The sequence below is a fragment of the Nocardia sp. genome (genome assembly GCF_025465275.1).
In the GTDB taxonomy this organism is placed as follows: domain Bacteria; phylum Actinomycetota; class Actinomycetes; order Mycobacteriales; family Mycobacteriaceae; genus Nocardia.
The window spans coordinates 1-25,695 of sequence record NZ_JAODNK010000112.1; the positions used below are offsets into that span (position 1 = coordinate 1).

The window sequence follows — 25,695 nt, forward strand, 5'->3', positions numbered from 1 at the left end:
GGCACCGCGAAGGTTCCGCTGAACAACGCGATGTCCATCGCCGCCAAGCAGGAGCGCGAAGAGAAGATCGACGAGATCAAGCTCGACGTGCTCTCGGCGCTGGCCGAGGACTTCGTCGGCCGCGAGAAGGAGATCGGCGCGGCATTCCGCTCGGTCACCAAGAAGCTTGTGCGCCAGCGCATTCTGACCGACAGCTTCCGTATCGACGGTCGCGGTCTGGCCGATATCCGCGCCCTCTCGGCCGAGGTCGCGGTTGTCCCGCGCGCCCACGGCTCGGCGCTGTTCGAGCGCGGCGAGACCCAGATCCTGGGTGTCACCACCCTCGACATGGTGAAGATGGCGCAGCAGGTCGACTCCCTCGGGCCGGAGACCTCCAAGCGCTACATGCACCACTACAACTTCCCGCCGTACTCCACCGGTGAGACCGGCCGCGTCGGTTCGCCGAAGCGTCGCGAGATCGGCCACGGCGCCCTTGCCGAGCGCGCTCTGATGCCGGTGCTGCCGTCGCAGGAAGAGTTCCCGTACGCCATTCGTCAGGTGTCGGAAGCGTTGTCCTCCAACGGTTCCACCTCGATGGGCTCGGTCTGCGCCTCGACCCTGTCGCTGCTGAACGCCGGTGTGCCGCTCAAGGCCCCCGTCGCCGGTATCGCCATGGGCCTGGTGTCCGACACCATCAAGAACGCCAAGGGTGAGGACGAGGTCCGCTACGTCGCGCTGACCGACATCCTGGGCGCCGAGGATGCCTTCGGCGATATGGACTTCAAGGTCGCCGGTACCCCGGAGTTCGTCACCGCGCTGCAGCTGGACACCAAGCTCGACGGCATTCCGTCGCAGGTGCTGGCCGGTGCGCTGAACCAGGCGCGCGACGCCCGCATGACCATCCTGGATGTCATGGCCGAGGCCATCAACACCCCGGACGACATGAGCCCGTACGCGCCTCGCGTCACCGCCATCAAGATCCCGGTCGACAAGATCGGCGAGGTGATCGGGCCCAAGGGCAAGGTCATCAACCAGATCACCGAGGAAACCGGCGCCAACATCTCGATCGAAGATGACGGCACCGTCTACGTCGGTGCGACCAACGGCCCTGCGGCGCAGGCAGCGATCGATCTGATCAATGCCATCGCGAACCCGCAGCTGCCGAAGGTCGGCGAGCGCTTCCTGGGCACGGTCGTCAAGACCACCGCCTTCGGCGCGTTCGTCTCGCTGCTGCCGGGCCGTGACGGCCTGGTCCACATCTCGAAGCTGGGCAACGGCAAGCGGGTCGCGAAGGTCGAGGACGTGGTCAACGTCGGCGACAAGATCCGCGTCGAGATCGCCGATATCGACAACCGCGGCAAGATCTCGCTGGTTCCGGTCGACGAGGATTCCGCTGAGAACGCGGAAGCCCCCGTTGCCGAAACCGTAGCGGCCGAGTGATTGTCGTAGCTCTGACGTAAAGTGCGGTGGCCCCTTGCTCCGGATAATGGAGCGAGGGGCCACCGGCTTCTGCAGGAACATAGTTCGTAGACACTCAGTGAGTTCGAGACGCGGGTTGGGAAGCATGGGTCGGAAGAAGGACACTCCACTGTCGGGTAAGAGTTCTGCACTGGTTCTCTCCACGTCCGAAGCGGTGTACGCCGACACCGGTGTGCGCAAAACCGTGCTGCCCGGCGGGCTACGAATTGTCACCGAGCATGTGCCCGGTGTGCGCAGCGCCTCCATCGGCGTATGGGTCGGCGTCGGCTCGCGCGATGAAGGCTCGACGGTCGCCGGGGCCGCGCATTTCCTCGAGCATCTGCTCTTCAAGGCCACACCCACCCGCTCGGCGCTGGATATCGCCCAGGCCATGGATGCTGTCGGCGGCGAACTGAATGCGTTCACCGCCAAGGAACAGACCTGCTACTACGCGCACGTCATCGACGAGGATCTGCCCATGGCAGTGGATCTGGTATCCGATGTGGTGCTCAACGGCCTGTGTCGCGCCGAGGATGTCGCCGTCGAGCGGCAGGTGGTGCTCGAAGAGATCTGCATGCGCGACGACGATCCCGAGGATATGGTCGGCGACGCCTTCCTGACCGCGCTCTTCGGTGACCATCCCATCGGCCGTCCGGTGATCGGCAGTATCGAGAGCATCGAGGGTATGCAGGCCGCGCAGCTGCGCGGTTTCCATCAGCGGCGTTACCGGCCCGACCAGATGGTGGTGGCGGTGGCCGGCAATATCGAGCATGAGCACACCGTTGAACTGGTGCATCGCGCTTTCGCAGGCCGGCTCGATCCGGTCCGCGAACCCGCACCGCGCCGCGAAGGCAAATTCCGCCCGCGCACCAGCCCCGAGCTGATTCGCATCCACCGTGACAGCGAGCAGGCGCACCTGGTCTTCGGTACCCGCGCCTTCGGCCGGCATGAGGGCGATAAGCGCTGGCCGCTCTCGATTCTCAATACCGTGCTCGGTGGTGGCCTGAGTTCCCGTCTGTTCCAGCGGATTCGGGAGGAGCGCGGCCTGGCGTACTCGGTGTACTCCAGCGTCGACACCTTCGCCGATACCGGTGCCTTCTCGGTGTACATCGGCTGCCAGCCCGAAAACCTCGGCCAGGTCGCGAGTCTCGCGCGCGGCGTGTTGGAAGAGGTTGCGGCGGATGGCATTACCGATGCCGAGTGCGCCCGTGCCAAGGGCTCGCTGCGCGGCGGTCTGGTGCTGGGCCTGGAGGATTCCGGCTCCCGCATGAACCGCATCGGCCGCAGCGAACTCAGCTACGGCAATCACCGCAGTGTCTCCGAAACCCTCGCTCGCATAGACGAAGTCACCACCGACGAGGTCTCCCGCATCGCGGCCAAACTCCTTTCGCGCCCCATCGGCGCATCGGTAGCGGGCCCCTACCGCCGCACCCGCGACCTCCCCGCCGTAGTCCGCCGCCTCGTCGACTGACCCTGCCCCACAGCCCATCTCCAAGCCCCACAGCTCGTCTAATTGCTGTGCGACTTGGCTATGTGCTGTGCCGTCGGCGGGCCGTGCTCTTCTCCGGGCCACACAGCTCGTGTTGGTGCCGCGCAGTTCGTGTGGGTGTTGTGCGACTTGGCTATGTGCTGTGCCGTCGGCGGGCCGTGCTCTTCTCCGGGCCACACAGCTCGTGTTGGTGCCGCGCAGTTCGAGTGAGTGCTGTGCGACTTGGATAAGGGCTGTGGCGCTGGCGAACCGCTGTGCCGTCGACTCGAGCCGACGGGCTGTTGGGGCCGGTGGCGCGGGGAGGCCGGGTTGCCGGTTCAGTCGGGATGGCTGTCGGGGGTCGGGCGGTGCGCTTCGAGGAGGGTGCGGGCCATTTTCTTCGCGCGGCGCGCGGCCAGTAGATCGCCCTCGGCGGCGGCGATGACCGCACCCTTCATGAGAATGTGCCAGCAGCGGGCGAAATCGTCGACATCGGACAGGCCCGCGCGTTCGGCGCGGTGGCGGACCAGGTCGCGAATGCGTTGCAGGTGTTCGATACCCGCGCGGCCCAGCGGGTGATCCGCGCCCATTTCGAGCAGCACGCTGATGAAGGTGCAGGCGTCGAAATCTTCGGTGGCAATCCATTCGTCGAAGACATCGAACATCGCCAGCAGCTGCTGCTCCGGTGTGCTGCCCCGGAGCCGCGATTGTTCCTCGATGAGCCCGAACGTCCAGAGTCGTTCCCGGCGCTGCAATACCGCCGTGACCAGGTCGATGGTGGTGGGAAAGTGCTGCTGCAGTTCGAGGTACGTGATTCCGGCACCGGCCGCGATGGCATGGACGTCGAGAGCCCGCACGCCTTGGCGGGTGACCACGTCGTAGGCCAGGCCCACGATCCGATCACGAATGCTGACAACCGAATTGTCGGCGATTGTCATGTCCGAAGCCTACGCGCGCGAGATCGCTGCGCCTATGCGCAATCTGCTGCTCGGTGTTGCGATTGCTGCGATGCGGGCACACTGGTGCGCGTGACGAATCTCAGCAAAGGGTCCAATGTGCCGGTCTCTGCCAATGCTGTTCGTGCCGTGCTCGCCTGGTCCGGTGGGCCGGGGGTGCCCGGGGTGGACGCGTCGGCGCTATTGCTGACCGCGGCGGGGCGGGTGCGGTCGGATGTGGATTTCGTCTTCTACAACCAGCCGCAGCACCCCGGTGCGGCCGTGCGGCATCTCGGCAAACGCGGCGACTTCGACGCCCTGGAGGTGAATCTGGCTGCGGTCGAGGGGGATATCGAACGCATCGCGGTCTGTGCGTCCGCCGATGGCGGGAGCTTCGGGCAGGTGCCCGGATTGCAGCTGCGCCTGATCGATGCCGCGAGCGATGCCGAGATAGCGCACTTCGATATTGCGGCGGGCCCGGAGACGGCCATGTGGTGCGGCGAACTGTATCGGCGCGGCGGGGCCTGGAAATTCCGGGCGGTCGGGCAGGGCTGGTCCAGTGGATTAGCCGGGCTGGCAACGGATTTCGGTATCACGGTCGAGAAGGAACCCGCGCAGGCTGTTGCACCTGCACCTGCACCTGCACCTCACCTGCCGCCGAAGGCCGCGCCCACCCCATCGGCCGGGTATCTCCCGCCGCCTGCCGGGCCTGTCCCAGCGCCCGGCGGACCCGTCCTGGCCGCTGCCGCGCCGCCCGGTATCCGGTTGACCAAGGGTGAAGAGCACCTGCCCGTCGATATGCGTAAGCGTCTGTCGCTGCGCAAGGAACAGGTCGCCGTCAGTCTCGCCAAGCGCGGAATCTCCGGCCTCACAGCACGTGTCGTGCTGGTGCTGGACGCGTCCGGCTCCATGACCCCGCTCTACGACAAGCAACTGGTGCATCGCGTGGTGGAGCGCATGGCCGCGGTCGCCGCGCAGCTGGACGACAATGGCGATATGCAGGCCTGGACCTTCGCCAGCACTCCGGCCCGCCTGCCAGATCTGGCCATTGCCGATATGCCGCAATGGATTTCACTGCACGTCCGGTGCGGCAAGCTCTCGCTGTTCGGCAATCGCAAACCGCCCCGCGACCTGCAGCCCGGCCAGGTCGACATGCGCACCGTGGGCATCCAGAACGAGGAACAGAAGGTCATCGCCGAGGTCCGCTCCTACATCCGCTCCGAACCGCTGCCCGCCCCCACCCTCGTGCTCTTCTTCTCCGACGGCGGTGTCTACAAGAACAACGAGATCGAACAGGAACTCCGCGCCGCCGTGGAGGAACCCATCTTCTGGCAGTTCGTCGGCCTGGGCACCCGCTCCGGCTACGGCGTCCTGGAACGCCTCGACACCATGGCGGGCCGCCGCGTAGACAATGTCGGCTTCTTCGCCGTAGACGACATAGACCAGATCTCCGACCCCGAACTCTACGACCGCCTGCTCTCGGAATTCCCCGCCTGGATCAACGAAGCCACCCGAGCAGGCATCCTCCGCTGACCCGAGTTGATCAGGAACTGAGGGCGGGCGGTACTCGTACTTCGGCGCCGTGAGTTCCTGGTGATCTTGCCAGCCGGTCCGGGACTCGGGTGGTGGACTACTCGTGTGGGGCGGGGTGTGTGCGAGGACTCTGAGAGGTACGGCGGCCGGTGGCCGCGGTGGCTTGAAGGGAGCCTGCCATGTCCTCATCGGACGGGCCTTTATCCGATATTCCGGAGCAGCGATTTCGCGAGGCGGGGGGTGCGACTCGGCACGGAGGGGATGTCGATTCGCCGACGCTGCCCTTGCCGCCGCCGCAGAACCGGGATGAATTGGAGCGCTTGATCCTTGCGGTGGCATTGACGCCGTCGTCGGATCGGCAATTGATCGTGGACACGGTCGCGGCGTTCCAGGGGCGGGAGCAGGTCGCGGATTTGCTGAACACGGCCTTGCTGGAGGTGCCGGTGCACGATGTCGGCCGCCAGGGAATCGTGATGTCGCTCATCGGGGAGCTGCGACACGGATCCTCGGTGGAGCCGTTGGAGCGATTCGTCTGGCTCGATGAGGCGCAGGTGAATCCGCCTGATACGCACCAGGATTCGTCAGGATCCGCATGTGTTTTCGAGCCGTTGGGGGCGCTGCAGGCGCGAGCGGCCGAGATGCTGGTGTGGGTGACGAAGGGTTCCTATATGCAGGGAATCCAGTTGATCCTGAACGAGCATCCGTCCACACAGGTGCGGGTGGCGACCATCGATGCCTGCGCATTTGCCGCCGGGGACGATCCGGCGACATTGGATACCTTGCGGGGAATCGTCCAGGTTGGGGATCGGTGGGCGGTCGGATTACCGCGGCGGGCGGCGAACCGGAACGGGGAATTCGACGTCGCGGAATTCGACGCCGCAGTCACCCGGCAGCTGAGCGAATTCGGCACCGACCCAGACCTTCCGGACGTCGACGACGGATCGGCCACCAGCGGATCGGAGCACAGTGATGTGCGTTGACGGTATGGGCATGGCCGACCTGGCGGTGGACCGGTTGATTCCGGCACCCAGTCAATGGCCGGAGTTCTATTCCTGGGCACACGACGCGTTCGCGATCACCGACGATTCCTGGGATCCCGCCGGCGGCACCGAGCGCTGGAACGGAAGTAAGCCGTACGGCAAGATGATCCACGCGATCTACCTGCTCGCCTACGCGCTACGTGATGTGTACCTGCCGCAGTGGCATGCGCGCGCGGACTATCTGGCCGCGGCCCGGGCCATCGACAATCAGTATCATGGGCCGTTCTATCTCCGCTTCCGCAATAGCAGTGACCACGAAGCCACTTCGGAGACCGGTCTTTTCGCCACGCGTGACCGAACCAACTACAAATGCCCGGTGTTCGACCTCGGTGGGCCATCCGACGATCCATCGAACCGTGCCTCGGTCCTGGTGCACGAATCCTGGCACCACTGGCAGCGCAAGTACCACTGGAAGACCGACCACCAGCACGGCGGTGCGGTCGCTCCCGGTCTGGATGGAGACTGGTACTACTTCCACGGGTCCGGGCTCTTCGACTTCGGCACCCTGTGGACCTCCAACCCGCACTCGAACCCGCTGCGGTTCCACTCGCCCTATCAAGTCCAGATCGAATTCGACGCCGATCTGGCGGAATTCTCCTTCTCGTGGGTGCCGGTGATCGTGCAATCGCAGGCGCGCTACTACGGAAACACCAGGCTGACGAACCAATGCAAGAACCGGATCACCTATCGCATAGGTGACCCGCGCCCGTTCTGACGGCTACAGCTCGCGGCGCATCACAATCCGCGGCCAGCGATCGAGGCCGAGTTCGGCTTCGTTGGCGCGGATTTTGCGGAGGCCGGGGGTCAGCTCGTTCTCCTCGACCTCGTGGAAGCCAATGCGCGCGTAATACGGTGCGTTCCAAGGGACTTCGGTGAAAGTGGTGAGGGTCAGGGCGGAGAGGCCGGCGGCGCGGGCATGGTCGGCGGCGGTGTCGATGAGCATGGCGCCGATGCGCCGGCGGGCGGCGTCCGGATGCACGGAGACCTGGCCGATGTGCTCGGTATCGTCGACTTCTTCGCTGATGAGATAGGCGATCGGAGTGTCGGTGTCGTCGACGGCGACCCACGCACGCCCATCGCGCCGATGCTCTTCGAGTACCTCGATCGCGGGTGGGTCGTCATCGGCGACCTCGATCATGCCCAATTCCCGGAATGGTTCGCCGGTCGCGTCCTCGATGTCCTGCAGGATATGGAGATCGTCGATCGTCGCGGCACGAATGCGCATTCGTAAACGCTATCGCACCATGTCGCCCGAGGTCAGTCGGACAGCCGGTTCGCCGCGCTCAGGATCGCATCCAATAGTCCGGGCAGTTCCGCGTCGACCTCTGCCAGGCGCAGTCGCTGACAGGTCTGGCCCTCGATGGTGAGGCGTTCGGTGAGACCGGCCAGGCGCAGGATTTTGAAGTGGTAGGCGGCCGTCGATTTGCTGATCGCGTCGTAGAGCGCGGTGCAGCGCAGTGGCTCGTTCGCATTGCCCAGCCGGCGCACCATTTCGAGGCGGACCGGGTCCTGCAGCGCGACGAGGACGGTCGGCAGCGGTGCGATCGGGGCCACCGCGGGCGTGTCGAAAGTGTCGGGCATGAAATACCTCACTCGGGAACTGGTTTGACGATCATCGAACCAGGCGTATGGTCAGGTTCGATAGTAATCGAACTTACCTGATGGAGGGTGTGATGGCAGCGACAGCGACGGTTGCGGCTCCGGTGGAGCAGGGCAGCCAGACCTGGGCCTACGCGCTCGTACTTGCCGCCGGCGGCGTAGCGCTCGGAGTATCGGGTGCGCCCGCGCCGCTCTACGGCATGTATCAGCAGGCGTGGCACTTCTCGCCGCTCACTACGACTTTCGTTTTCGCCGTCTATGCCGTCGCCGCCCTGGTCGCGGTGCTCGTCTCCGGCCGCATCTCCGATGTGGTGGGCCGGAAGCCGGTGCTGCTGGGCGCTTTCACCCTCATGATTCTCGGCCTGGTGGTGTTCCTGTTCGCCGACAATGTGGCCATGCTGCTGGTGGCGCGGGCGCTGCACGGCCTGGCGGTCGGCGCGACCGTGGTGGCCGGCGCGGCGGCGCTGCTGGATATGCGACCCACCGCGGGCGCGCGCTCCGGACAGCTGACCGGGGTGGCCTTCAATGTCGGCATGGCAGTGGCGATTCTGGGTTCGGCGCTGCTCGCGCAGTACGCACCGTATCCGCTGCGCACGCCGTACGTGGTGATCACGCTGGCCTGCTTGGCTATCGGCGCGGGTGTGCTCGCCTTGCGGGAGCCGCACACCGCCCGTACCGCGGGACGCATCACCATTGCCAAGCCGTCGGTGCCCGCGGAGATTCGCAGTGACTTCTGGTTCTCCGCGCTCGGTGTGATGGCGGCCTGGTCGGTGCTCGGCGTGCTGCTGTCGCTGTATCCCTCACTGGCTTCGGCCAAGACCGGCATTCACAATCTGGTCTTCGGTGGTGCGGTGGTGGCCTCGACGGCCCTCGCCGGCGCCGGAGCGCAGTACTTCGCGGGTGGAATTCCCGCACGTCGCGCCGCGATCATTGGTGATGTCGGCATGGCGATTGCGCTGGTGCTGACCATTCCGGCACTGAACACCCACAACTGGGTGCTGGTGCTGGCGGCCGGATTCCTGCTGGGCGGCACCTTCGGGCTCGGCTTCGGCGGTTCGCTGCGGCATCTGTCCAGTGTTGTGCCGCACCACAAGCGGGGCGAGACCATGTCGGCCTACTACCTGCTCGCCTACTCGGCCATGGCGGTGCCGACCGTGGTCGCGGGCTGGGCGGCGACCACCTGGGGCCTGACCACCGTCTTCCCATGGTTCGTTGTCGCGGTGGCGCTGGCCTGCCTGACGGCAGCGGGGCTGGGTATGCGGCGGCAGGCGGCCTGAGCACGCACGACCCGAAGCACACCCTCATGGTCCGTCCGGTGAGAAGCCGGGCGGGCCATGGTGTTTCGGGCTTGCCGTGCGTTGCGCGGGCGCGATCGCTATCCTTCCGCTATGCGGTGGTGGGGGAGGTTCGAGGGAATGTTGAACCGGGCGGTACATCGGTCGGCCCTCTTGCTATCGGTGGTGATCGCGGTCCTCGGTGGACTGGCCATTGCGGCGCTCACCTGGTGGGTGATGTGGGAGCTGCTGGGCGCCAAGGCGGAGACGCCGAATCAAGTGGACCTCACCAAGATCGCGCTCTCGGTGACGGCGGGCGTGGGCGGTGCGGTGGCGCTGGTGGTCGCCTATCGGCGGCAGCGGGACAATGAGCGCGGCAGGTTCGCCGAGGTATTCGGCGCCGCGGCGACCCAATTGGGCAATCCCGATGTGGCGGTGCGCCTTGCCGGTGTGTATGCCATGGCCGGTGTCGCGGACGAATTCTCCGCGCGCGGGCGGCGGCAGCAGTGCGTCGATGTGCTCTGCGGATATCTGCGACTGCCGTATGCGCCGGATGAGGGCGCCAGCCATCTGGTCTCCAAATCCCAGCGCATCGAAGATGCCGGAACCGCGGTCGAGCGGGTGTATCACTACCGGCAGAACGATCGGCAGGTACGCGAAACCATCGTGCGGGTCATTACCGAACATCTGCGGTCCTCCGCCGAAGTATCCTGGTCCGCCTGCGATTTCGACTTCTCCGATGCCGCATTCGAGAATGCCGACTTCCGCTACACCGTGTTCGCCGGTCGCAATACCCGTTTCAGCAATGCCATGTTCACCGGCGGCCGCGCCACCAGCTTCGAGAAGACGGCCTTCCTCGGGAAGCGGGTCACCTTCCGCGGGGCCATGTTCCGGGGCGCCACCACCTCCTTCGATCACGCCCGCTTCAGCCATGCGCGCGTTGCCCGCAGCGAACGGGACAGTGCGGGAACCACTTTCATCGATGCCACCTTCGGTGGTCCGGTCAGCTTCGACGGCGCGGAATTCGGCGGTGCGCGCACCGCGTTCACTCGCGCCAAATTCGCGGGTGAGCGCAGCGGTTTCGCCAATGCCAAGTTCACCGCCGAGCTGACCTCCTTCGAACGCGCCATCTTCGACGGCGATCGGGTGACCTTCACCGGCGCCGAATTCTTCGGGTCCAGACTGGTTTTCACCTCGGCCCGTTTCTATTCCGACGCCACTTCCTTCGACTGTGCCCACCTCGGCGGCAATACCCGCTGGCGGTCCGGCCGCACCCAGGAGGTGAACTTCTCCCGCGCCGAGTACCACGGCAAGGTGTCCTTCGCCGATGCGGTATTCGGCGGCCGGTCGGCTGTCTTTGTCGGCGGTGACTTCTTCGGTGAGATCTCCTTCCGGCGCGCGGTCTTCGACGCCAGGGAAATCAGCTTCGAACGCCCCAAGGCCTGGGTCGGCGTGAACTTCGACTGGAACGAGACGCCCGACACCAAACCCGCCAATATTCTGCCCGAGCAGTGGCCGCCGGTCCCGGCGGAGAATCTGCCGGAGCGCACCACCTAGCGCGACCGTTCACCGATTTGTCGGATTGCCCTCGTATCGTCCCGTGCGATAGCTTGCAGCGGTAACGAGTAGGGGATGGTAGTGGGGACGCTGGGCGTTCAATGGGTCGTCGTCGAAGTGGCAGTGGCACTGTTGTTCTCGGCCGCGATCGTGGGATTTCTGGTCATCAGGGGCAGGCGCGCACTGGTGCTGGTGACCCTCGCACTGGGGATTTCCGGCTGGCTGGCCCTGGCGGCGGGCGTGCAGCCCGGCGTGGCGGTACTGATGGGGGACACCGTCGCGGGTAGCGCGATTCCGACCGCGCCCGGCCTGATTCCGGCGGGCTCGATGACCACCACGACCAGCGCTAAACCCGCTGCCCCGGACCCGATGTCGCTGCTGCGCCCGGGTGATTGCGTCGAGGTTCCGATGGAGGCCGCGACCGATCCCTCCGGCGCCCCGACCTGGAAGCCCGGGTCGCCCGATCCCGCCGACTGCAGTTCCCTCGACGCGAACTACCGGGTCCTGCAGACCGGCCCCGACCCCTGCACCGGACCGCTGTTCAAACTGGAGACCAGCCGCAAGGATCACGCCGGAAAGCAGCTCTACCACCTCTGCCTGGCCTTCGACTGGCGCGTCGGAGTCTGTTACGACACAGCGCATATGGACGAACCGTCCAAGGTCGATTGCGGTACACCGGGCGATCACATTGTGCAGGCCACGGCGGTGCTGGAGAACTCCACCAGCGGCGCGGGCTGCCCGCGGGACGGCCAGGGCGCGGTATGGGTGGTCTGGGACAAACGCCGCATGACCGTCTGCTTCCGCGGCGGGGACAACCCCGGTAAGTGACGTGCAGGTCCCCGGCGCGGACCGGAGCTGCTCGCACCGGGACCTGGACGCCGGATTACACCCGGCGGGCGATGGTGATGACGTCCGGAATGAGCCAGGACGGCAGCGGACGCGAGACCTTGCGCTGGTCCTGCAGTTCGAAGCCGGCATCCTTCAGCAGCTTCTGGACTTCCTGAGGGGACGGCGCGTGCGCGGGGAACAGGGGACTGCGGGTGAGGCGCTGGATCGGGCGAGCCGTGGGCGCCGACGGGTGCATGGTGGCAATGGCCACCAGGCCGCCGGGAACCAGCACCCGATGGAATTCGCGCAGCGCGACCGGATGGTCGAAGAAGTGGAAAGCGCTGGTGGAGACCACCGCATCCAATTCACCGTCGCCGAGCGGGAGATGTTCGGCGGCGGCATGCCGCCAGTGCACCACGGCGGACCGGGCGCGGGCCTGCTCCAGCATGCCGGTGGAGGCGTCCACGCCGTACGTCACCTCCGGATGCAGTTCGCGAGCGATGCGAGAGGTGAGAATGCCGGTGCCGCAACCGATATCGGCGATCCGGCGGGAACCGGCGGCCCGCAGTTCGGCGACCACCTGGTCCTGCGGCGGGCGATAGACCGCCTGCTGCAGTGCCGCGGTGTCGTAGGCGCGGGCGACATTGCCGAAGAACCCGGTCACCACCCGATTGAGGGCGCGGTTGCCCGTGGTGAGGGAAGTGCTGTTCATGTGTGCTCCTAATCTTGTACTCATCGAAGCAGATTTCGAACTGTCTGGGAAGGTTTGGCGAGCTGTAGGCGGGCGGTGCGGTGGAGTAGCGTCGGGCCCATGAGGATTCGTGGAGCTGTCCTGGAACGAATCGGGGCGTCCGCGCCCTTTGCAGAGTCGAAACCGATTACGGTGAGCGAGCTCGACCTGGGTGAACCCGGCCCCGGTGAGCTGCTGATACGGATCGAGGCGGCCGGATTGTGCCACTCGGATCTGTCGGTGGTCGACGGAAATCGGGTGCGGCCGGTGCCCATGCTGCTCGGGCACGAGGCCGCCGGCCGGGTCGAGGCCGTGGGTCCGGGCGAGAGCGATATCGCCGTCGGGCAGCGGGTCGTCATGACCTTCCTGCCGCGCTGCGGTGAATGCTCCGGCTGCGCCACCGAGGGCCGCACCCCGTGCTTGCCCGGCAGTATGGCCAACAACACGGGCGAACTCATGAACGGCGGCCGGCGGCTGCTGCGCGACGGTGAGCCCGTGCATCACCACCTCGGCGTCTCGGCCTTCGCCACCCATGCCGTGGTGGACCGGCATTCGGTGGTGCCCGTGGACGACGATGTGCCGCCGGACGTTGCGGCCGTGCTCGGCTGCGCGGTGCTGACCGGCGGTGGGGCGCTGCTGAATTCGGCGCAACCGACACCGGCGGATCGCATCATGGTGGTCGGGTTGGGCGGCGTCGGTATGGCAGCGGTGCTCGTCGCGGCCGCGCTGCGGGAAGGCACCGGCCGCGATGTGATCGCCGTCGATACGGTGCCGGAGAAACTGAAGATCGCCCTGGAACTCGGTGCGACGGCGTCGTATACGCCACAGGAGATCGCCGAACAGCACATTCAGGCCGAAGTGGTCATCGAGGCCGCCGGTAATGTGCGGGCCTTCGAAACCGCGGTCGCCGCCACCGCCACCGGCGGTAAGACCATCACCGTGGGCCTGCCCGCGCCGGATGCGATGGCGAGCATCTCGCCGCTCGCCCTGGTTGCCCAGGGCCGCACCATTATCGGCAGTTACCTGGGCTCGGCGGTCCCGTCCCGCGATATTCCGGAGTACGTCCGCATGTGGCGTGAGGGCAAGCTGCCGGTCGAGCGCCTGGTCTCGTCACGTATTCGCCTGGAGGACATCAATGCGGGTATGGACGAACTCGCCGCGGGCCATGCCCTGCGGCAGGTGATCGTTTTCGACTGACGGACAACATGTTCCGGCACTGGTCGACATGACTGCGCCGAAATGCCTGCGCCCGCCACGGATTGCCGTGGCGGGCGCAGTCTTGTGTCTGCTAGTGCACGGTCAGATTGATCGTCTTGGTCTGCGTCTTCGCAGGCAGCTTGGTGGTATCGACCAGCAGGATCTCGCCGGAATCCTGCACACCGTTCGGCAGCATCTTGGCCTTCAGACCGAAGGGCGCCTTGTCGCCGGTCGCACCTTCGAGTCCGAAATCGCTGTCATCGGAGATGTAGAGGGTCTTGCCGCCGTCGTTCGTGGCGACGCCTTCGATCTTGTCGTGGCCGAAGAACTTGCCCTCGGAGTTCAGTCCGTCGAGCAGTCCGCCGAAGTCCAGATCGGACTTCTTGGTGACCGGGGTGATTCCCGCCTTCTTCAGCGCGGCCACGCCGTCGGCGGTGGGAACCGTACCGACATAGGCCTCCAGCGGCTTACCGTCGACCAGCAGGCCGTTCTTCGAATCATATTGCGCGCCGGGCACATTCGCCTGCGGACCGACATCGGTGGCGCCGGTGATATCGATGGTCCACAGCTTCTTGTTCGCCTTGGGCGCCTTGTTGCCGTCGCGCTCGTCGACCACGAAGGTGGTATTGCTCAGCGCGGTGATCTCGGAGACGGCGAGCTTCTCCTTCGGATCCTCCAGCGGGTAGACCAGCTCCTTGACCGCCCGGGACTTCAGATCCACCGTGACGATGCGGGTCATCGGCACTTCGCGGGAGGAGGTCACGCCGGGCGCGCTGAGACCGCTCTGAATGATGCCCACCAGCGTGTTCCCGTCCGGGGTGACGGTGAGACCCTCCATGCCCTGATTCGGCGTGCGCAGCGAAAGCTCCTGGGGCAGACCGCGACCCGGAGCCAGCCGCTCCAGCTCACTGCCCTTGGCATCGAAATGCACCAGGAACGGGCCGTATTCGTCGGAGACCCAGAAGGTGCCGTCGGGCAGCGCCACCAGGCCCTCGCTGTCGATGCCGTGGTCGGTGGGCGGCAGCGCATTGCCCTCGAGGTCGCGAATGGTCTCGCCGGTGGAGGCCGCGGTGTCGACCAGGCCGTTGAACGGCTGCCCCACCGGATTCTTCAGCGCGATAGTGGATTCCACCACGGCGCGCGCGCCGACCAGCTTGAACTTGGCGATGGACGGGGTGAAATCCGGTACGGCGGCGAGCTTCTCGTTCTTACCCTTGCCGTCCACATTCGGGCCGCGGTCGGTGAGTCCGTAGAACTGGTCCTTGGAGCCCGGCACCGGCGCGAGCGCGGAACCGAATCCGCTGGCCTGCACCGTGACTCCGCCGAACGTGCCCAGCGGGGGAATATCGGTGGTGAACAGTCGCACCGCATCGGTGGTGGTGACGGTAATGCTGTCGGCGCCGGTGTACCCGGCGGCGGGGGTGTAGACGAGGGCGCCGTCGGTGCGGCGGCTCACGCCGCCGTGCTGCGGATCCGCGATCGCCACCGCCGCGCTGCCGCCGGTCTTGGCCAGCAGATCGTCCAGGGAGATCACCAGCGGCTGGTCCTTGCTCGCGGTGAAGTCCGCACCGGGGCCGGAGGACGAGCAGGCGGCGAGGGCAGCGGCGCACACGGCAACAGCGACGAGCGCGCTCGGGGTATTGCGGCTAATTCTCACCAGGGATCAATACCGCGCCTATCCGACGGTGAGTTGACGACAACCTGAACAGTTTGCCATTCGGTAGCTCGCCGGTCCCGATTCGTCACCGTCCCGGGGGTTCCACAGCGCTGTTCAGGGACCCGATAGGCTCAGGCGAGACCCGTTGGGGTTGTCCAGACGAAGTATGTGAGGAGACGTGGTGACCACGAACCGGATCCGGGTGGGTGTACTCGGAGCGCGCGGCAAGGTCGGGCAGGCGATCTGCGCGGGTGTCGAGGCGGCCGCCGATCTGGAGCTCGTGGCCCAGGTCGACAAGGACGACGCCCTGGAGACCTTCACCGCCGCAGCTGCCGAGGTCGTTGTCGACTTCACCAGCCCCGGCGTGGTCATGCCGAATCTGAAGTGGCTGGTGGAGAGCGGTATTCACGCCGTTGTCGGCACCACCGGATTCGATGCCGACCGGCTCGGCCAGGTCCGCGACTGGCTCGCCGCCAAGCCCGAGGTCGGCGTTCTCATCGCCCCCAACTTCGCCATCGGCGCGGTGCTGTCCATGCGCTTCGCCGAGCAGGCGGCCCGCTGGTTCGACTCCGTCGAGGTCATCGAACTGCATCACCCGAACAAGCTGGACGCGCCGTCCGGCACCGCCTACCGCACCGCGGGGATCATCGCGGCGGCCCGGGAGAAGGCCGGTGTCGGCCGCAGCCCCGATGCCACCGTCGATGAGCTCGAGGGTGCGCGCGGCGCCGACGTCGACGGGGTGCGCGTGCACTCGGTCCGCCTGGCCGGGCTGGTCGCGCATCAGGAAGTGCTCTTCGGCACCCAGGGCGAGACCCTCACCATTCGCCACGACTCCATGGACCGCACCTCGTTCGTCCCCGGTGTGCTGCTCGGTGTGCGCAAGACTCCGCTGCGTCCCGGCCTGACCGTGGGCATCGACCCGCTGCTGGACCTGTGAGCGCCACCGCGGAGAACAATGGGCGCGAGGTCGGCAAGCGGGTCGCTTTCATCGCGGCCCTGGTGCTGGTGCTCGGGTTCTACTTCATCCTGCTGGGCCGCATCGCGGTCAGCCTCATCACCTCGGGCTCCATCCCCGCCGCGATTCTCGGCGTCGGCGTCTTCCTGCTGCCGCTGCTGGGCGTCTGGGTGGTCGCCTCCAGCGTCCGCGCCGCCTTCGCCCACCAGCACCTGGCCCGCCGCATCCACGCCGAGGGCCTCGAACTAGACACCTCCGACCTCCCGCACCGCCCCTCCGGCCGCCTGGAACGCGAAGCGGCAGACCAGCTCTTCGAGCAGGTCAAAACGGAATGGGAAGCCGACCCCGACAACTGGCGCAGCAACTACCGCGCCGCCCGCGCCTACGACTACGCCGGCGACCGCACCCGCGCCCGCGAAATCATGCGCCGCGCAGTGGAATTGGAACGCGAGGAACGCGCCACGCAGCAGTCCTAGTGGTGAGGCTATGGAAATGCGGCCCGGAACCAAGGTTCCGGGCCGCATTCTGTTATCCACTCAGCTTTGTGCTGCCTCAGCGTGCCGGATGCACCTTGCGCCAGTGGTCAGCGATGTCGATGCGGCGGGTGAGCCAGACCTTGTCATGGGATTGCACGTAGTCGAGGAAACGTTCCAGAGACTTTGCGCGGGCGGGCTTTCCGGCGATGCGGCAGTGCAGGCCGACGGACAGCATTTTCGGGGCGCCCGCTTCGCCTTCGGCGTAGAGGACGTCGAAGGCGTCGCGCAGGTAGGCGTAGAACTCGTCACCGTTGGCGAAGCCCGCGGGGGAGGAGAAGCGCATGTCATTGGTTTCGAGGGTGTACGGGATGACCAGCTGATCGTGGTTGCCCACCTCGACCCAGTACGGCAGATCGTCGGCGTAGGAATCGGAGTCGTAGGCGAAGCCGCCGTGCTCGACGACCAGTTCGCGGGTCTGCGGTGAGTCGCGCCCGGTGTACCAGCCCTGGGGAGGCGCACCGAAGAGGCGGGTGATGATGCTCACCGCCTCCTTCATGTGCTCGCGTTCGATCTCCGGATCGGCCATCTGGTACGAGATCCAGCGCAGGCCGTGACAGGCGATCTCGTGGCCGAGCCGCTGGAAGGCCGCGACCGCTTCCGGATTGCGCTCCAGAGCCCGCGCCACTCCGAAGATGGTCAGCGGGATATCGCGCTGCTCGAACATGCGCAGCACCCGCCAGAGTCCGGCACGCGAGCCGTACTCGTAGATGCTCTCCATAGACAGGTGCCTGTTCGGGAACGACTGTGCCGGAACGATATCCGACAGGAACGTCTCGGAGCCCTCGTCGCCGTCGAGGACATTGTTCTCGCCGCCCTCCTCGTAATTGAGGACGAAGTTGACGGCGATATTGGCATTGCCGGGCCACTGCGGATGCGGCGGGTTCGGGCCGTAGCCGACCATGTCCCGCGGATAGTTCGGATCGAAGTCGCTCATGCGATGTCCTCCTGCTCGGCCGCCAGCTGCGCCCGTGCGGCCTCGGTGAGGTTGCCGTACAGGCGAAGTCGCGCCAGTCCGCCGTCGGGGAAGGCGTCCAGCCGCACCTCGACCACCGCCGCGTCCGAGTCGATGGCGAACCGGTGCCGGGTATCGGGCCGGATCACGGTGCGCGGCAACAACTCCACCTCGGAGCCGTCGGCGCGAACACCGGTGAGCGCGGCCGCCCCCGGGCTGTTGAACAGGAAGTACGAGGTGTCGATCTCGGCCATGGTGAGCACGCCCTCGCCCGCCAGCCGCACCTGCACCCAGTCATTGTCCTTGTCACGTCGGCGCGCGGTCTCCCAGCCGCCGCCCATGGACTGCGCCCGGCCGGGCAGCAGCACATTCTGCGGATGCGAATAGAAGCGATTGGAGCAATCCGCCACCAGGCCACCGTTTTCCAGCGCGGCCAGATCGAACGGACCCGAATCCAGCCAGTGCAGATCAGGTTTGGCCACACCGTGCACCCGCAGCCGGGCCACACCGCCGTCCGGGAACATGCGCAGGCGCACATGGGTGAACCGGCGCTTCGAATCGACCGCGAAGGGATTGCGGCTGTCACCGCCGACCGCGCTGCGCTCGACAATGGTGGTCCAGCCATCCAGCGCGGCGATCTCCTCGGCTGCCGGATAGCCCTCCACCGTAATGGCTTCCACCGAAATCTCGGGCGGGTAATTGCCCTTGAACCACGCGGTGTCGACCACGACGCCCGCGACCACACCGGGCACACCCAGTCGCACAATGGCGGTATCGCAGTCATCGGGCTCCGGGGCATCCCCGACCTCGTCGCGCCGCCGCCGAGTCTCCCACCCGTCGTATACCTGGCCCTTGTGACCGAAGGTCGCAGGCTGATAGGTGGAATCCTCCGGCCGGACGAGATTCTCCTTCTCCGCGAAGGATTCGTCATTGGCCCAGATCACCGCGCCGCCGAGGGAGCGGACGGCTAAGTCCGGCAGCATGGTGAACTCGGGCGAATCGCTGCTCATAAGACTCCTTTGGTTCCCTCAAATCGGGAAGTTTCTCGAACAGATGTGCTAATGTGTGGACCGGCCGCGGGGCAACCGGTGACAGTCTGTGGAGACGATGTAAGACCTCAACGGAGCAATTCGGGCGGGCAGCCGTCAGTGATACAGAAACCTGATCCGCAAGGAAAGGGTGACGTCAAAGCGAGGGCATTTTCCTTTCGCGCAGTTGATGCAAGGTCTCAATAGTGGCGGCGGGAACCAATTCAGTGACGTCGTCGGGTTCGAAGGCGTGGCAGTCAAGGCCACGCAGTACAACAGTGGCAAGGGCTTGCGCGGTGGCTGGTTCATCCACCACCGCGCCGCCCTGCCGTTCCAGATAGCGGCCGATTCGTGGTGCAGCGACTTGGAGCGCGGTGCGGTAGAAGGCGAAGGTGGCCAGCCAGCGCGTGGCCAGATGCCCCGCGCCCATATCCCAGCCCTGGTAGTACCCGCGCTCCAGCGAGCGGGTGACCAGGCGGTAGTGTCGGGCCAGGGCCGCGCGCACTTCGTCATCGGTGCCCATGGGCAGTACCTGGGTGGAGCCGTCACACACCCAGACGCCGGTCTGCGCGGCCGCGGCCTGCATGACCGCCTTGGCGTGATCGGCCACCGGATGCTCCAGCGACTGGAACTGCGGTGCGATACCGCAGGCCGCGCTGTAATCGTATGTCCCGTAGTGCAATCCGGTGCAGCGCCCGGCCGAGCGGTGAATGGCCTGGGCCACCGTCGCGGTGCCGTCGGCGGCGATCACGGCCTGCGGGCTCTCGATCTGCAGCTCGAACTTCAACGACCCATCGGGCAGCCCGTGCGCGGATTCGATTGCCTCGCACAGCAGTACGGCCGCCTCGGCCTGATCGGCCGAGCGAATCTTCGGAATGGTGAAGACGAATCCGGTCGGCACCCCGCCCGCACCTTCGAGCACCTTCTCCAGAGTGCGCACGGCGCGCGCCCATTCGAGGGTGGTGAGGCCCTTCATGCGAATACCGCGCGAGACCACCTCGGCGGGCAGTGCGGCGAGTACGGCGCCGGCGCGCAGTGCGTCGCGATCCTCCACCGCATCGCCGCGGGTGCCGTACCCGTCCTCGAAATCCAGTCGCAGATCCTGGATCGGCCGCCAGCGCAGTGCGGTCAGTGCCCGCGACAGCACCTCGCCGCCGGCCAGTTCGGTCAGCACCGCACTGTGCTTGCCGGCCAGTTCGATTGCCGTCGCACCCCATTCGCGCGGGAGCTCGGGCGTGGCATCGGCCGCGCTCACATAGACGGTGTGGATCGGCTGACCTGCCCGATCGCCCGGGTATCGCTGTGCCAACTCGGAATCGACGGCCTGCAAACGGCCTTCGATATCGCCCAGTACATACGGGGGCAGGGTCACGAACGCGCCTCCTCGGCATCGGTGGAGAATTCGGCCAGCAGGCCGGTGTAGTGCTTGGGCAGCGGAGTCGCGTACTCCCCGCGCCCGGATTTGCGCAGTCCCATGGTGACCAGCGACTGCACCGTCAGCGTGGCGGCGGCGACACCGTCGATCACCGGCACCCCGACCTCGCGGGTCAGGTATTCGCACAGATCCGCCATGCCCGCGCAGCCCAGCACGATCGCATCGGAATTGTCCGCGTGCACGGCCTCGCGGCAGGCGTCGACGATCACGGTGCGGGCCTTGGGATCCTCCAGCTCCAGCACCGGAATCTCGCAGGCGTGGATGCCGAAGCAGAACCGCTGCATGCCATAGCGTTCGGCCAGCTCGGCGGCCCGGCCGGAGGTACGGGACAGGGTGGTCACCACGCTGAAACCGCGCCCGAGATGGCTCGCGACCTGCATGGCGGCCTCCGCGATGCCGATCACCGGCCCGCGCGCCAGCTCGCGCGCCGCATCCAGGCCGGGATCACCGAAGCAGGAGATCACATAGCCGTCCACGCCCTCGGCCTCACCGCGAGCGATCTCGGTGAGCAGGCCGGGAATGGAAAGCGCCTCGTCGTAATGGCTTTCGATCGAGGCCGGACCCATGGTCGGGGTAATGCCCTCGACCAGGGTCCCGGGTGCGACCACGGCCCGTGCGGCGGCCGCGGCCAGATCGGTCATGGCCGCAGTGGTATTGGGATTGATGACTCGAATTCGCATGGGTCTCACCGAGTTTCGAATACGGGGCCGGATGGGCGCGCGGCGGTGTACATACCGGTGATCTTGCCGGAGACCGGCGCCGGGAACACGGCGGCGAGTGTGCCGGCCGTTGCGATCGTGCCATTCATCCGCCGGCTGCCGCGCTGCGGATTCTTGTCAGGCACGTCGCACATCCGATCTCATGGGTCCGACCTTCGGAAACAAAGGTGTTCGCGATGCTATCGAGCGGGTATTGCCCGGTTGTTGCTGAAACTATATATCTTTCTGACCGGCCGAATCCGCAAAAAGTCCGGTATCGGTGGGCAGACGCGACAGTACTCCGTTGAGCCGCGCGTGATGCGCACCTGTGGCCGCCAGCAGCGCGTCGGAATCGCGGGCCAGGAAGGCCGCGAGCTGCTTGCTGTGATCGGCGTGCAGCACCACCCGGTCCATGGTGCTGGCGTGCACCATCGGCTGCACCGGTTCGGTGATATTCCAGGCGTATTCGAGCATGTGCACCACCCGCGGCATTCCGGACGGCCGCACCAGCGCGAGATGGAAGTTGCGCGTCTCCCGGTGATAGGCCACCGCATTCTCGGTCAGCACCGCCCGCTCCAGCCGGGCATGGGTCTCCTCGGCGAGCGCGTGATCTTCCGCGGTGGCCTGGTGCACGGCGGCGGCCAGTGCCGCGGCCTCCAGGCTCTCGCGCACGACATACAGCTCACGCAGCTCGGCCGCGGTCAACAGGGTCACCTGGTACCCGAAGTTGGTCTTGTGCTCGACGAGTCCCTCGCCGATCAAGGTCTGCAGCGACTCCCGCACCGGAATGGCGCTGACCCCGAACTGCCGGGCCAATTCCCCCAGCGGCATCCCGGTCCCGGGCGGGAGATTCCCCTCGAGGATGAGCCTGCGCATCTCGTCGAGAATTTCGTGCTGCGAGTACCCGCGATGCGCGTCGAGCGCAGGCGTGAGCTGGGGTAGTCGAGGTAGTCGCGGTCGGGAAGGCACCAGTCCACGGTAGTCGTCCGGCTCCCGGCCGGGGACCGCATCACCGGCCGCCGCGTCCGGCGGCTCAGAGTTCGTCGATGTCGTAACCCAGCGCCTTGAGCGAAAGCCGGTGCAGCGTGGTGCGTTCCGCCGGGGTGAGGCGGCTGAGCAGCACGTCGGTGGCCGCATCGACGCGAGCGCCGACCTCCTCGCGCAGTTTGCGGCCCGAGGCGGTGATGGTCAGCCGGTATTTGCGCCGGTCGTCCGCGTCCCGGGTGCGGGTGACCAGGCCCGCCTTCTCCAGGCTGTCGATCAGCCGGACCACTTCGCTGCGGTCGATGGCCAGCGCATTCGCCATTTCCTGCTGTGTGATGTCGCCGCTCTCCTCGAGATAGGTCAGCACCCAGTGCTCCCGCAGCGGCGTATCCAGGTCGGCGTGTATGGCCTTGTGCAACTTGCCGAAGGCGTACGTGGGATAGCGCAGCAGTCCCCGGGGGTGATACTCGCGGTTTTCGGTCACCTGTGGATTATATCTATTGTTGAGTAGCTCAATCATTGTTAGGCTCCGCAATTGAGAAGCTCAAGCACAACTGAAGGAGGGGTCCGATGTCGCAGCCGCGCACGGATGCCAGTGCCCCCAATGCCCCCAACCCCGCTGCACTCGGCAGCGCTGCCCCCAACCCCGCTGCCCCCGAAGCCTCCGACAAGATCCCCACGCATGTCTGGCGCACCGCCGGCGTCGTGGTGTTCGGCGCGGTCATGGGCATGCTCGACACCTCGCTGATCAATATCGGCCTGCACACCATCGGTGCGGACCTGCACAGCTCGCTCGCCACGATTCAATGGGTGGCCAGCGGATACCTACTCGCCCTTGGTGTTTCGCTCACCGTCTGCGGCTGGCTGGCGCGCCGTGTCGGCGTCGGCCGACTGTGGATCGGCGCCCTGCTCGCCTTCACCCTCACCTCGGCGGCCTGCGCGCTGGCCGGATCGGCGGAATGGCTGATCGCACTGCGCGTTCTGCAGGGGCTCGCTGCCGGAGTCATGATTCCGGCAGGTCAGACCATCCTCGGCCAGGCCGCCGGACCGAAGCGCATGGGCCGGGTCATGGGTGTCGTCGGCATTGCCGTGGTGGGTGCGCCCGCCATCGGCCCGACCATCGGCGGTCTGATGCTGGCGAATTGGAGCTGGCAGTGGCTGTTCCTCATCAATATCCCGCTGGGCCTGATCGGAATCGCGCTCGGGCTGCGGTATCTGCCGCTGCAGGGCGGCGCACCGACGCAGCGCCTGGACCTGCTCGGACTGATTCTCGGCGGCGGGGGAGTGTCGGCCGTGGTGTACGGCCTGTCGGAGATCGGCATCGACGGCTCGTTCACCGCGCCGTCGGTGTGGCTGCCGGTGTTGCTCGGCCTGGCCGCGCTCGCAGCATTCATCGCTCGCACCATCAGCAGCAGCCGTCCGCTGCTCGACATTCGCATGTTCAAGAACCGGGTCTTCGCGGCGGCGAACGTCGCGAGCTTCTTCGCGGGCGCGTCCATGTTCAGCGTCATGGTGTTGCTGCCGTTGTACTTCCAGGTGCTGCACGGTGACGGCCTGATTCGCACCGGTGTACTGCTGATCGCCTTCGGTGCGGGCGGCGTTGTCACCCTCCCGCTCGGCGGTCGCCTGGCCGACCGCTTCGGCGGCGGTGTCATCGCGGTGGGCGGCAATCTCGGGGTGGCGCTGACCGTGCTGCCCTTCGCCTTCCTCCCGGTCGATGCCAATACCTGGGTGATGGAGGTGCTCCTGTTCGCGGCGGGTGTTTTCACCGCCCTGTCGGGCATACCGCTGATCTCGGCGGCGTATGCGGCCGTCCGCCACGACCAGCTGCCCGACGCCGCGGCCTTCGTCAATATCCTGCAGCGTGTCGGCGGTGCGGTCGGCGTGGCCGCGATCGCGGTAATCCTTTCCCGCGCAACGGCATCCGAATGGGAGCAGATCTCCGGCTACCACTTCGCCTTCGCGGCGATCGCGGTGCTTTCGCTCGTCGCGTCGGCAGCCTCCACGGTGCTCCGCCGCCACCAGCGCAGGTAGCGAGCCACCGCCGCGACCCGCCGGGCACCAGGCGCCTGGCGGGTCGTTGCTCGTGACCTGTCACCCCTCGCCGATACTCTGGCCGGCATGACTGATTCCGAACTGATGAACCTTCGCAGTAGGGCGGCTGCCGGTGATACCGACGCGGTCGATCAGCTTGTCGAACTCGCCGGTGAGCGCGGCGATATGGAGGAATTGCGGCGGCTGGCGGCCACCGGCAATCAGGACGCGGCCGACCAACTCGTGCAGTTGGCAATCGAATTCGACGATATGGACGAGCTGCGGCGGCTCGCCGCCACCGGCAATCAGGACGCCGTCGATGTGCTCGCCGAACTTATCGGCGAGGCCAGCGGAGAGACCGACTAATCTGGAGGGACAGCGGAGGTAACTGCGCGAGGCCGGTCCGGGCTCGAATTGTTGTAAGCCGCTTTTCGCTGAAAAAGGAGAAGCTGATGCGACGATTCGTCGCACTGCCGGCCGTGCTCATCGTGGCCGGAATATTGACCCTGGGCATAACCGGAGTAAGTGCGGCCGACGATGGCGGGCAATTGATCATCGATGGCAGGCTCTACCCGGATCCGGCCGGCTGCTATGGGGATCTTGTTGCCCCACTTGCGATTCACAATGACACCAGCACCTACGCGTACGTCTACACCACCACCGACTGCACGGGCCCCGTGGAAACCATTTCCCCCTACGGAAGCACGGTCAGCTCCGACGGCCGCAGCGTCCGCGTCATGTCGTGACGAGGGCTGCCGCGCGCGATTGATGACCGAAGTGTGACGCCTGCGGTGCGGCGGGAACTTCCGGGGCAGGGGTCCGGTTGTACCGGATGCCCATCTGAGGAGGTCATGTGACACAGGAATACAACCGGAATCCCGCAGCGGTCGCGGCGCTCTCACCCGAGCAGTTCCACGTGACGCAGGAGAACGGGACCGAGCGCGCGTTCACCGGCGAGTACTGGGACAACCACGAGCCGGGAATCTATGTGGATGTGGTGTCCGGCGAGCCCTTGTTCGCCTCGGTCGACAAGTTCGACAGTGGTTCGGGCTGGCCGAGTTTCACCAAGCCGATCGAAGCCGAGACTGTGGTCGAGAAGCGTGACCTCAGTCATCTGATGGTCCGCACCGAGGCGCGTTCGGCGCTCGGTAACAGCCATCTCGGCCATGTGTTCAAGGACGGCCCCCGTGCGGCGGGTGGTCTGCGGTACTGCATCAATTCGGCGGCGCTGCGGTTCATCCACCTCGACGATCTCGAAGCGCAGGGGTACGGGCAGTACCAGGCGCTCTTCACGGAGCACCAGGACTGACCCACTGCGGCGACCGGCGTAGGTGAGCTGCGGCGCTAGGCTCGACTTCGTGCCGAAGCTGCTGCTGATCCACCACACGCCGTCGCCGCATATGCAGGAGATGTTCGAGGCGGTGGTGGCCGGAGCCACAGATCCGGAGATCGAAGGTGTCGAGGTGGTGCGCAGGGCCGCCCTGGCGGTGACCGCGAGCGATGTGCTCGCGGCCGACGGTTATCTCCTCGGCACCCCGGCGAATCTCGGCTATATGTCCGGGGCCCTCAAGCACGCGTTCGATACGTTCTACTACCCGTGCCTGGATTCGACCCGAGGCCGGCCCTACGGCATGTACATGCACGGGAATCAGGGAACCGAAGGCGCCGAACGCGGTGTGGAGAACATTGCCACCGGGCTGGGCTGGGAGAAGGCCGCGTCTGCGGTCATCGTCTCCGGGCCGCCGACCAAACAGGAGGTGCAGCGCTGCTGGGAACTCGGTGCGACCCTGGCCGCACAACTCATGCCCTGACCGCGGC

At 66.4% G+C, this 25,695-nt stretch carries 28 protein-coding genes; 16 read left to right on the forward strand and 12 right to left on the reverse strand.

Going from position 1 to position 25,695, the window contains the following annotated elements; genetic code table 11:
- Positions 1-1,419 (forward strand): polyribonucleotide nucleotidyltransferase (locus tag JWN03_RS25305; RefSeq protein WP_297619924.1); only part of this gene is annotated, 1,419 nt, incomplete at its 5' end.
- Positions 1,420-1,543: 124 nt separating this feature from the next.
- The gene (locus JWN03_RS25310; RefSeq protein WP_297619926.1) at positions 1,544-2,908 is read left to right on the forward strand and encodes a M16 family metallopeptidase; all 1,365 of its coding nucleotides are present in this window, start codon (positions 1,544-1,546) and stop codon (positions 2,906-2,908) included.
- Between the two features lie 335 nt (positions 2,909-3,243).
- Here JWN03_RS25310 and JWN03_RS25315 read toward each other — a convergent pair whose 3' ends face one another.
- Positions 3,244-3,843: a TetR/AcrR family transcriptional regulator gene (locus JWN03_RS25315; protein ID WP_297619929.1), complete on the reverse strand. Its 600-nt coding sequence runs from the start codon at positions 3,841-3,843 to the stop codon at positions 3,244-3,246.
- Between the two features lie 90 nt (positions 3,844-3,933).
- On the opposite strand from JWN03_RS25315, the gene JWN03_RS25320 reads away from it, so the two are divergent.
- From JWN03_RS25320 to JWN03_RS25330, 3 genes are all read left to right on the forward strand, one after another.
- Positions 3,934-5,373 carry a VWA domain-containing protein gene (locus JWN03_RS25320; RefSeq protein WP_297619931.1) on the forward strand — a complete coding sequence of 480 codons (1,440 nt, stop codon included), beginning with the start codon at positions 3,934-3,936 and terminating at the stop codon, positions 5,371-5,373.
- A 179-nt stretch (positions 5,374-5,552) separates the two neighbouring features.
- Entirely contained in the window at positions 5,553-6,353 is an 801-nt protein-coding gene (locus JWN03_RS25325; protein WP_297619933.1) for a hypothetical protein, read from the forward strand.
- Positions 6,354-6,363: 10 nt separating this feature from the next.
- A complete protein-coding gene (locus JWN03_RS25330; protein WP_297619935.1) occupies positions 6,364-7,128 on the forward strand; it encodes a hypothetical protein in 765 nt (254 codons plus the stop codon).
- Positions 7,129-7,131: 3 nt separating this feature from the next.
- Here the strand turns inward: JWN03_RS25330 and JWN03_RS25335 are convergent, their stop codons facing one another.
- Together JWN03_RS25335 and JWN03_RS25340 are read right to left on the reverse strand one after the other, a co-directional pair.
- Positions 7,132-7,638 carry a GNAT family N-acetyltransferase gene (locus JWN03_RS25335; RefSeq protein WP_297619937.1) on the reverse strand — a complete coding sequence of 169 codons (507 nt, stop codon included), beginning with the start codon at positions 7,636-7,638 and terminating at the stop codon, positions 7,132-7,134.
- Between the two features lie 32 nt (positions 7,639-7,670).
- A complete protein-coding gene (locus JWN03_RS25340; RefSeq protein WP_297619939.1) occupies positions 7,671-7,994 on the reverse strand; it encodes an ArsR/SmtB family transcription factor in 324 nt (107 codons plus the stop codon).
- A gap of 92 nt (positions 7,995-8,086) precedes the next feature.
- Between JWN03_RS25340 and JWN03_RS25345 the strand changes: the two genes are divergently transcribed.
- The 3 genes from JWN03_RS25345 (at position 8,087) to JWN03_RS25355 (ending at position 11,671) form a co-directional block, all read left to right on the forward strand.
- On the forward strand, positions 8,087-9,289 hold the full coding sequence (locus JWN03_RS25345) for an MFS transporter (protein ID WP_297619941.1): 1,203 nt from the start codon (positions 8,087-8,089) through the stop codon (positions 9,287-9,289).
- Between the two features lie 138 nt (positions 9,290-9,427).
- Complete coding sequence (locus JWN03_RS25350; protein WP_297619944.1) at positions 9,428-10,843, forward strand: pentapeptide repeat-containing protein; 1,416 nt, start codon at positions 9,428-9,430, stop codon at positions 10,841-10,843.
- 75 nt (positions 10,844-10,918) lie between these two features.
- Positions 10,919-11,671, forward strand: a complete 753-nt coding sequence (locus JWN03_RS25355) for a hypothetical protein (protein ID WP_297619947.1) — start codon at positions 10,919-10,921, stop codon at positions 11,669-11,671.
- A gap of 55 nt (positions 11,672-11,726) precedes the next feature.
- Here the strand turns inward: JWN03_RS25355 and JWN03_RS25360 are convergent, their stop codons facing one another.
- Positions 11,727-12,383 carry a class I SAM-dependent methyltransferase gene (locus JWN03_RS25360; RefSeq protein ID WP_297619950.1) on the reverse strand — a complete coding sequence of 219 codons (657 nt, stop codon included), beginning with the start codon at positions 12,381-12,383 and terminating at the stop codon, positions 11,727-11,729.
- 99 nt (positions 12,384-12,482) lie between these two features.
- Between JWN03_RS25360 and JWN03_RS25365 the strand changes: the two genes are divergently transcribed.
- Positions 12,483-13,598 (forward strand): alcohol dehydrogenase catalytic domain-containing protein, encoded by a 1,116-nt coding sequence (locus JWN03_RS25365; protein WP_297619953.1) that lies wholly within the window; start codon positions 12,483-12,485, stop codon positions 13,596-13,598.
- 91 nt (positions 13,599-13,689) lie between these two features.
- On the opposite strand, the gene JWN03_RS25370 is transcribed toward JWN03_RS25365, so the two are convergent.
- On the reverse strand, positions 13,690-15,255 hold the full coding sequence (locus JWN03_RS25370; RefSeq protein WP_297619956.1) for an esterase-like activity of phytase family protein: 1,566 nt from the start codon (positions 15,253-15,255) through the stop codon (positions 13,690-13,692).
- 181 nt (positions 15,256-15,436) lie between these two features.
- Between JWN03_RS25370 and dapB the strand changes: the two genes are divergently transcribed.
- Positions 15,437-16,192 (forward strand): 4-hydroxy-tetrahydrodipicolinate reductase, encoded by a 756-nt coding sequence (gene dapB, locus JWN03_RS25375; protein WP_441343056.1) that lies wholly within the window; start codon positions 15,437-15,439, stop codon positions 16,190-16,192.
- Positions 16,189-16,686, forward strand: a complete 498-nt coding sequence (locus tag JWN03_RS25380; RefSeq protein WP_297619959.1) for a hypothetical protein — start codon at positions 16,189-16,191, stop codon at positions 16,684-16,686. Before dapB ends, JWN03_RS25380 begins: the two co-directional genes overlap by 4 nt.
- A gap of 76 nt (positions 16,687-16,762) precedes the next feature.
- Here JWN03_RS25380 and puuE read toward each other — a convergent pair whose 3' ends face one another.
- From puuE to JWN03_RS25415, 7 genes are all read right to left on the reverse strand, one after another.
- A complete protein-coding gene (gene puuE, locus JWN03_RS25385) occupies positions 16,763-17,680 on the reverse strand; it encodes an allantoinase PuuE (protein WP_297619962.1) in 918 nt (305 codons plus the stop codon).
- Positions 17,677-18,708 carry an allantoicase gene (alc, locus tag JWN03_RS25390; protein WP_297619965.1) on the reverse strand — a complete coding sequence of 344 codons (1,032 nt, stop codon included), beginning with the start codon at positions 18,706-18,708 and terminating at the stop codon, positions 17,677-17,679. Before alc ends, puuE begins: the two co-directional genes overlap by 4 nt.
- 175 nt (positions 18,709-18,883) lie before the next feature.
- Positions 18,884-20,098 (reverse strand): DUF6986 family protein, encoded by a 1,215-nt coding sequence (locus JWN03_RS25395; protein WP_297619967.1) that lies wholly within the window; start codon positions 20,096-20,098, stop codon positions 18,884-18,886.
- Positions 20,095-20,841: an aspartate/glutamate racemase family protein gene (locus tag JWN03_RS25400; RefSeq protein ID WP_297619970.1), complete on the reverse strand. Its 747-nt coding sequence runs from the start codon at positions 20,839-20,841 to the stop codon at positions 20,095-20,097. Before JWN03_RS25400 ends, JWN03_RS25395 begins: the two co-directional genes overlap by 4 nt.
- A gap of 5 nt (positions 20,842-20,846) precedes the next feature.
- Positions 20,847-21,005 (reverse strand): hypothetical protein, encoded by a 159-nt coding sequence (locus tag JWN03_RS25405; protein WP_297619974.1) that lies wholly within the window; start codon positions 21,003-21,005, stop codon positions 20,847-20,849.
- 88 nt (positions 21,006-21,093) lie between these two features.
- On the reverse strand, positions 21,094-21,828 hold the full coding sequence (locus tag JWN03_RS25410) for a GntR family transcriptional regulator (protein WP_297619977.1): 735 nt from the start codon (positions 21,826-21,828) through the stop codon (positions 21,094-21,096).
- Positions 21,829-21,892: 64 nt separating this feature from the next.
- Complete coding sequence (locus tag JWN03_RS25415; RefSeq protein ID WP_297619980.1) at positions 21,893-22,327, reverse strand: MarR family winged helix-turn-helix transcriptional regulator; 435 nt, start codon at positions 22,325-22,327, stop codon at positions 21,893-21,895.
- An 86-nt stretch (positions 22,328-22,413) separates the two neighbouring features.
- On the opposite strand from JWN03_RS25415, the gene JWN03_RS25420 reads away from it, so the two are divergent.
- From JWN03_RS25420 to JWN03_RS25440, 5 genes are all read left to right on the forward strand, one after another.
- Positions 22,414-23,877: an MDR family MFS transporter gene (locus JWN03_RS25420; RefSeq protein WP_297619983.1), complete on the forward strand. Its 1,464-nt coding sequence runs from the start codon at positions 22,414-22,416 to the stop codon at positions 23,875-23,877.
- A gap of 87 nt (positions 23,878-23,964) precedes the next feature.
- On the forward strand, positions 23,965-24,243 hold the full coding sequence (locus JWN03_RS25425) for a hypothetical protein (protein ID WP_297619986.1): 279 nt from the start codon (positions 23,965-23,967) through the stop codon (positions 24,241-24,243).
- An 86-nt stretch (positions 24,244-24,329) separates the two neighbouring features.
- The gene (locus JWN03_RS25430; protein WP_297619989.1) at positions 24,330-24,623 is read left to right on the forward strand and encodes a hypothetical protein; all 294 of its coding nucleotides are present in this window, start codon (positions 24,330-24,332) and stop codon (positions 24,621-24,623) included.
- Between the two features lie 107 nt (positions 24,624-24,730).
- Complete coding sequence (gene msrB / locus JWN03_RS25435; protein WP_297619992.1) at positions 24,731-25,186, forward strand: peptide-methionine (R)-S-oxide reductase MsrB; 456 nt, start codon at positions 24,731-24,733, stop codon at positions 25,184-25,186.
- Positions 25,187-25,235: 49 nt separating this feature from the next.
- Positions 25,236-25,688, forward strand: coding sequence for a flavodoxin family protein (locus JWN03_RS25440; RefSeq protein ID WP_297619995.1), 453 nt, complete (start codon positions 25,236-25,238; stop codon positions 25,686-25,688).
- The last annotated feature ends 7 nt before the right edge of the window (positions 25,689-25,695 follow it).

Excerpts from the sequence above, each read along its gene's own strand:
- JWN03_RS25345 (WP_297619941.1), top strand. The coding sequence starts at position 8,087 with ATGGCAGCGACAGCGACGGTTGCGGCTCCGGTGGAGCAGGGCAGCCAG.
- JWN03_RS25310 (WP_297619926.1), top strand. The coding sequence starts at position 1,544 with ATGGGTCGGAAGAAGGACACTCCACTGTCGGGTAAGAGTTCTGCACTG.
- JWN03_RS25325 (WP_297619933.1), top strand. The coding sequence starts at position 5,553 with ATGTCCTCATCGGACGGGCCTTTATCCGATATTCCGGAGCAGCGATTT.
- JWN03_RS25330 (WP_297619935.1), top strand. The coding sequence starts at position 6,364 with ATGGCCGACCTGGCGGTGGACCGGTTGATTCCGGCACCCAGTCAATGG.
- JWN03_RS25360 (WP_297619950.1), bottom strand. The coding sequence starts at position 12,383 with ATGAACAGCACTTCCCTCACCACGGGCAACCGCGCCCTCAATCGGGTG.
- JWN03_RS25400 (WP_297619970.1), bottom strand. The coding sequence starts at position 20,841 with ATGCGAATTCGAGTCATCAATCCCAATACCACTGCGGCCATGACCGAT.
- JWN03_RS25365 (WP_297619953.1), top strand. The coding sequence starts at position 12,483 with ATGAGGATTCGTGGAGCTGTCCTGGAACGAATCGGGGCGTCCGCGCCC.
- alc (WP_297619965.1), bottom strand. The coding sequence starts at position 18,708 with ATGAGCAGCGATTCGCCCGAGTTCACCATGCTGCCGGACTTAGCCGTC.
- JWN03_RS25425 (WP_297619986.1), top strand. The coding sequence starts at position 23,965 with ATGACTGATTCCGAACTGATGAACCTTCGCAGTAGGGCGGCTGCCGGT.
- JWN03_RS25340 (WP_297619939.1), bottom strand. The coding sequence starts at position 7,994 with ATGCCCGACACTTTCGACACGCCCGCGGTGGCCCCGATCGCACCGCTG.
- JWN03_RS25335 (WP_297619937.1), bottom strand. The coding sequence starts at position 7,638 with ATGCGCATTCGTGCCGCGACGATCGACGATCTCCATATCCTGCAGGAC.
- JWN03_RS25315 (WP_297619929.1), bottom strand. The coding sequence starts at position 3,843 with ATGACAATCGCCGACAATTCGGTTGTCAGCATTCGTGATCGGATCGTG.
- puuE (WP_297619962.1), bottom strand. The coding sequence starts at position 17,680 with ATGAGCGACTTCGATCCGAACTATCCGCGGGACATGGTCGGCTACGGC.
- JWN03_RS25430 (WP_297619989.1), top strand. The coding sequence starts at position 24,330 with ATGCGACGATTCGTCGCACTGCCGGCCGTGCTCATCGTGGCCGGAATA.
- JWN03_RS25355 (WP_297619947.1), top strand. The coding sequence starts at position 10,919 with ATGGTAGTGGGGACGCTGGGCGTTCAATGGGTCGTCGTCGAAGTGGCA.
- JWN03_RS25420 (WP_297619983.1), top strand. The coding sequence starts at position 22,414 with ATGTCGCAGCCGCGCACGGATGCCAGTGCCCCCAATGCCCCCAACCCC.
- JWN03_RS25350 (WP_297619944.1), top strand. The coding sequence starts at position 9,428 with ATGTTGAACCGGGCGGTACATCGGTCGGCCCTCTTGCTATCGGTGGTG.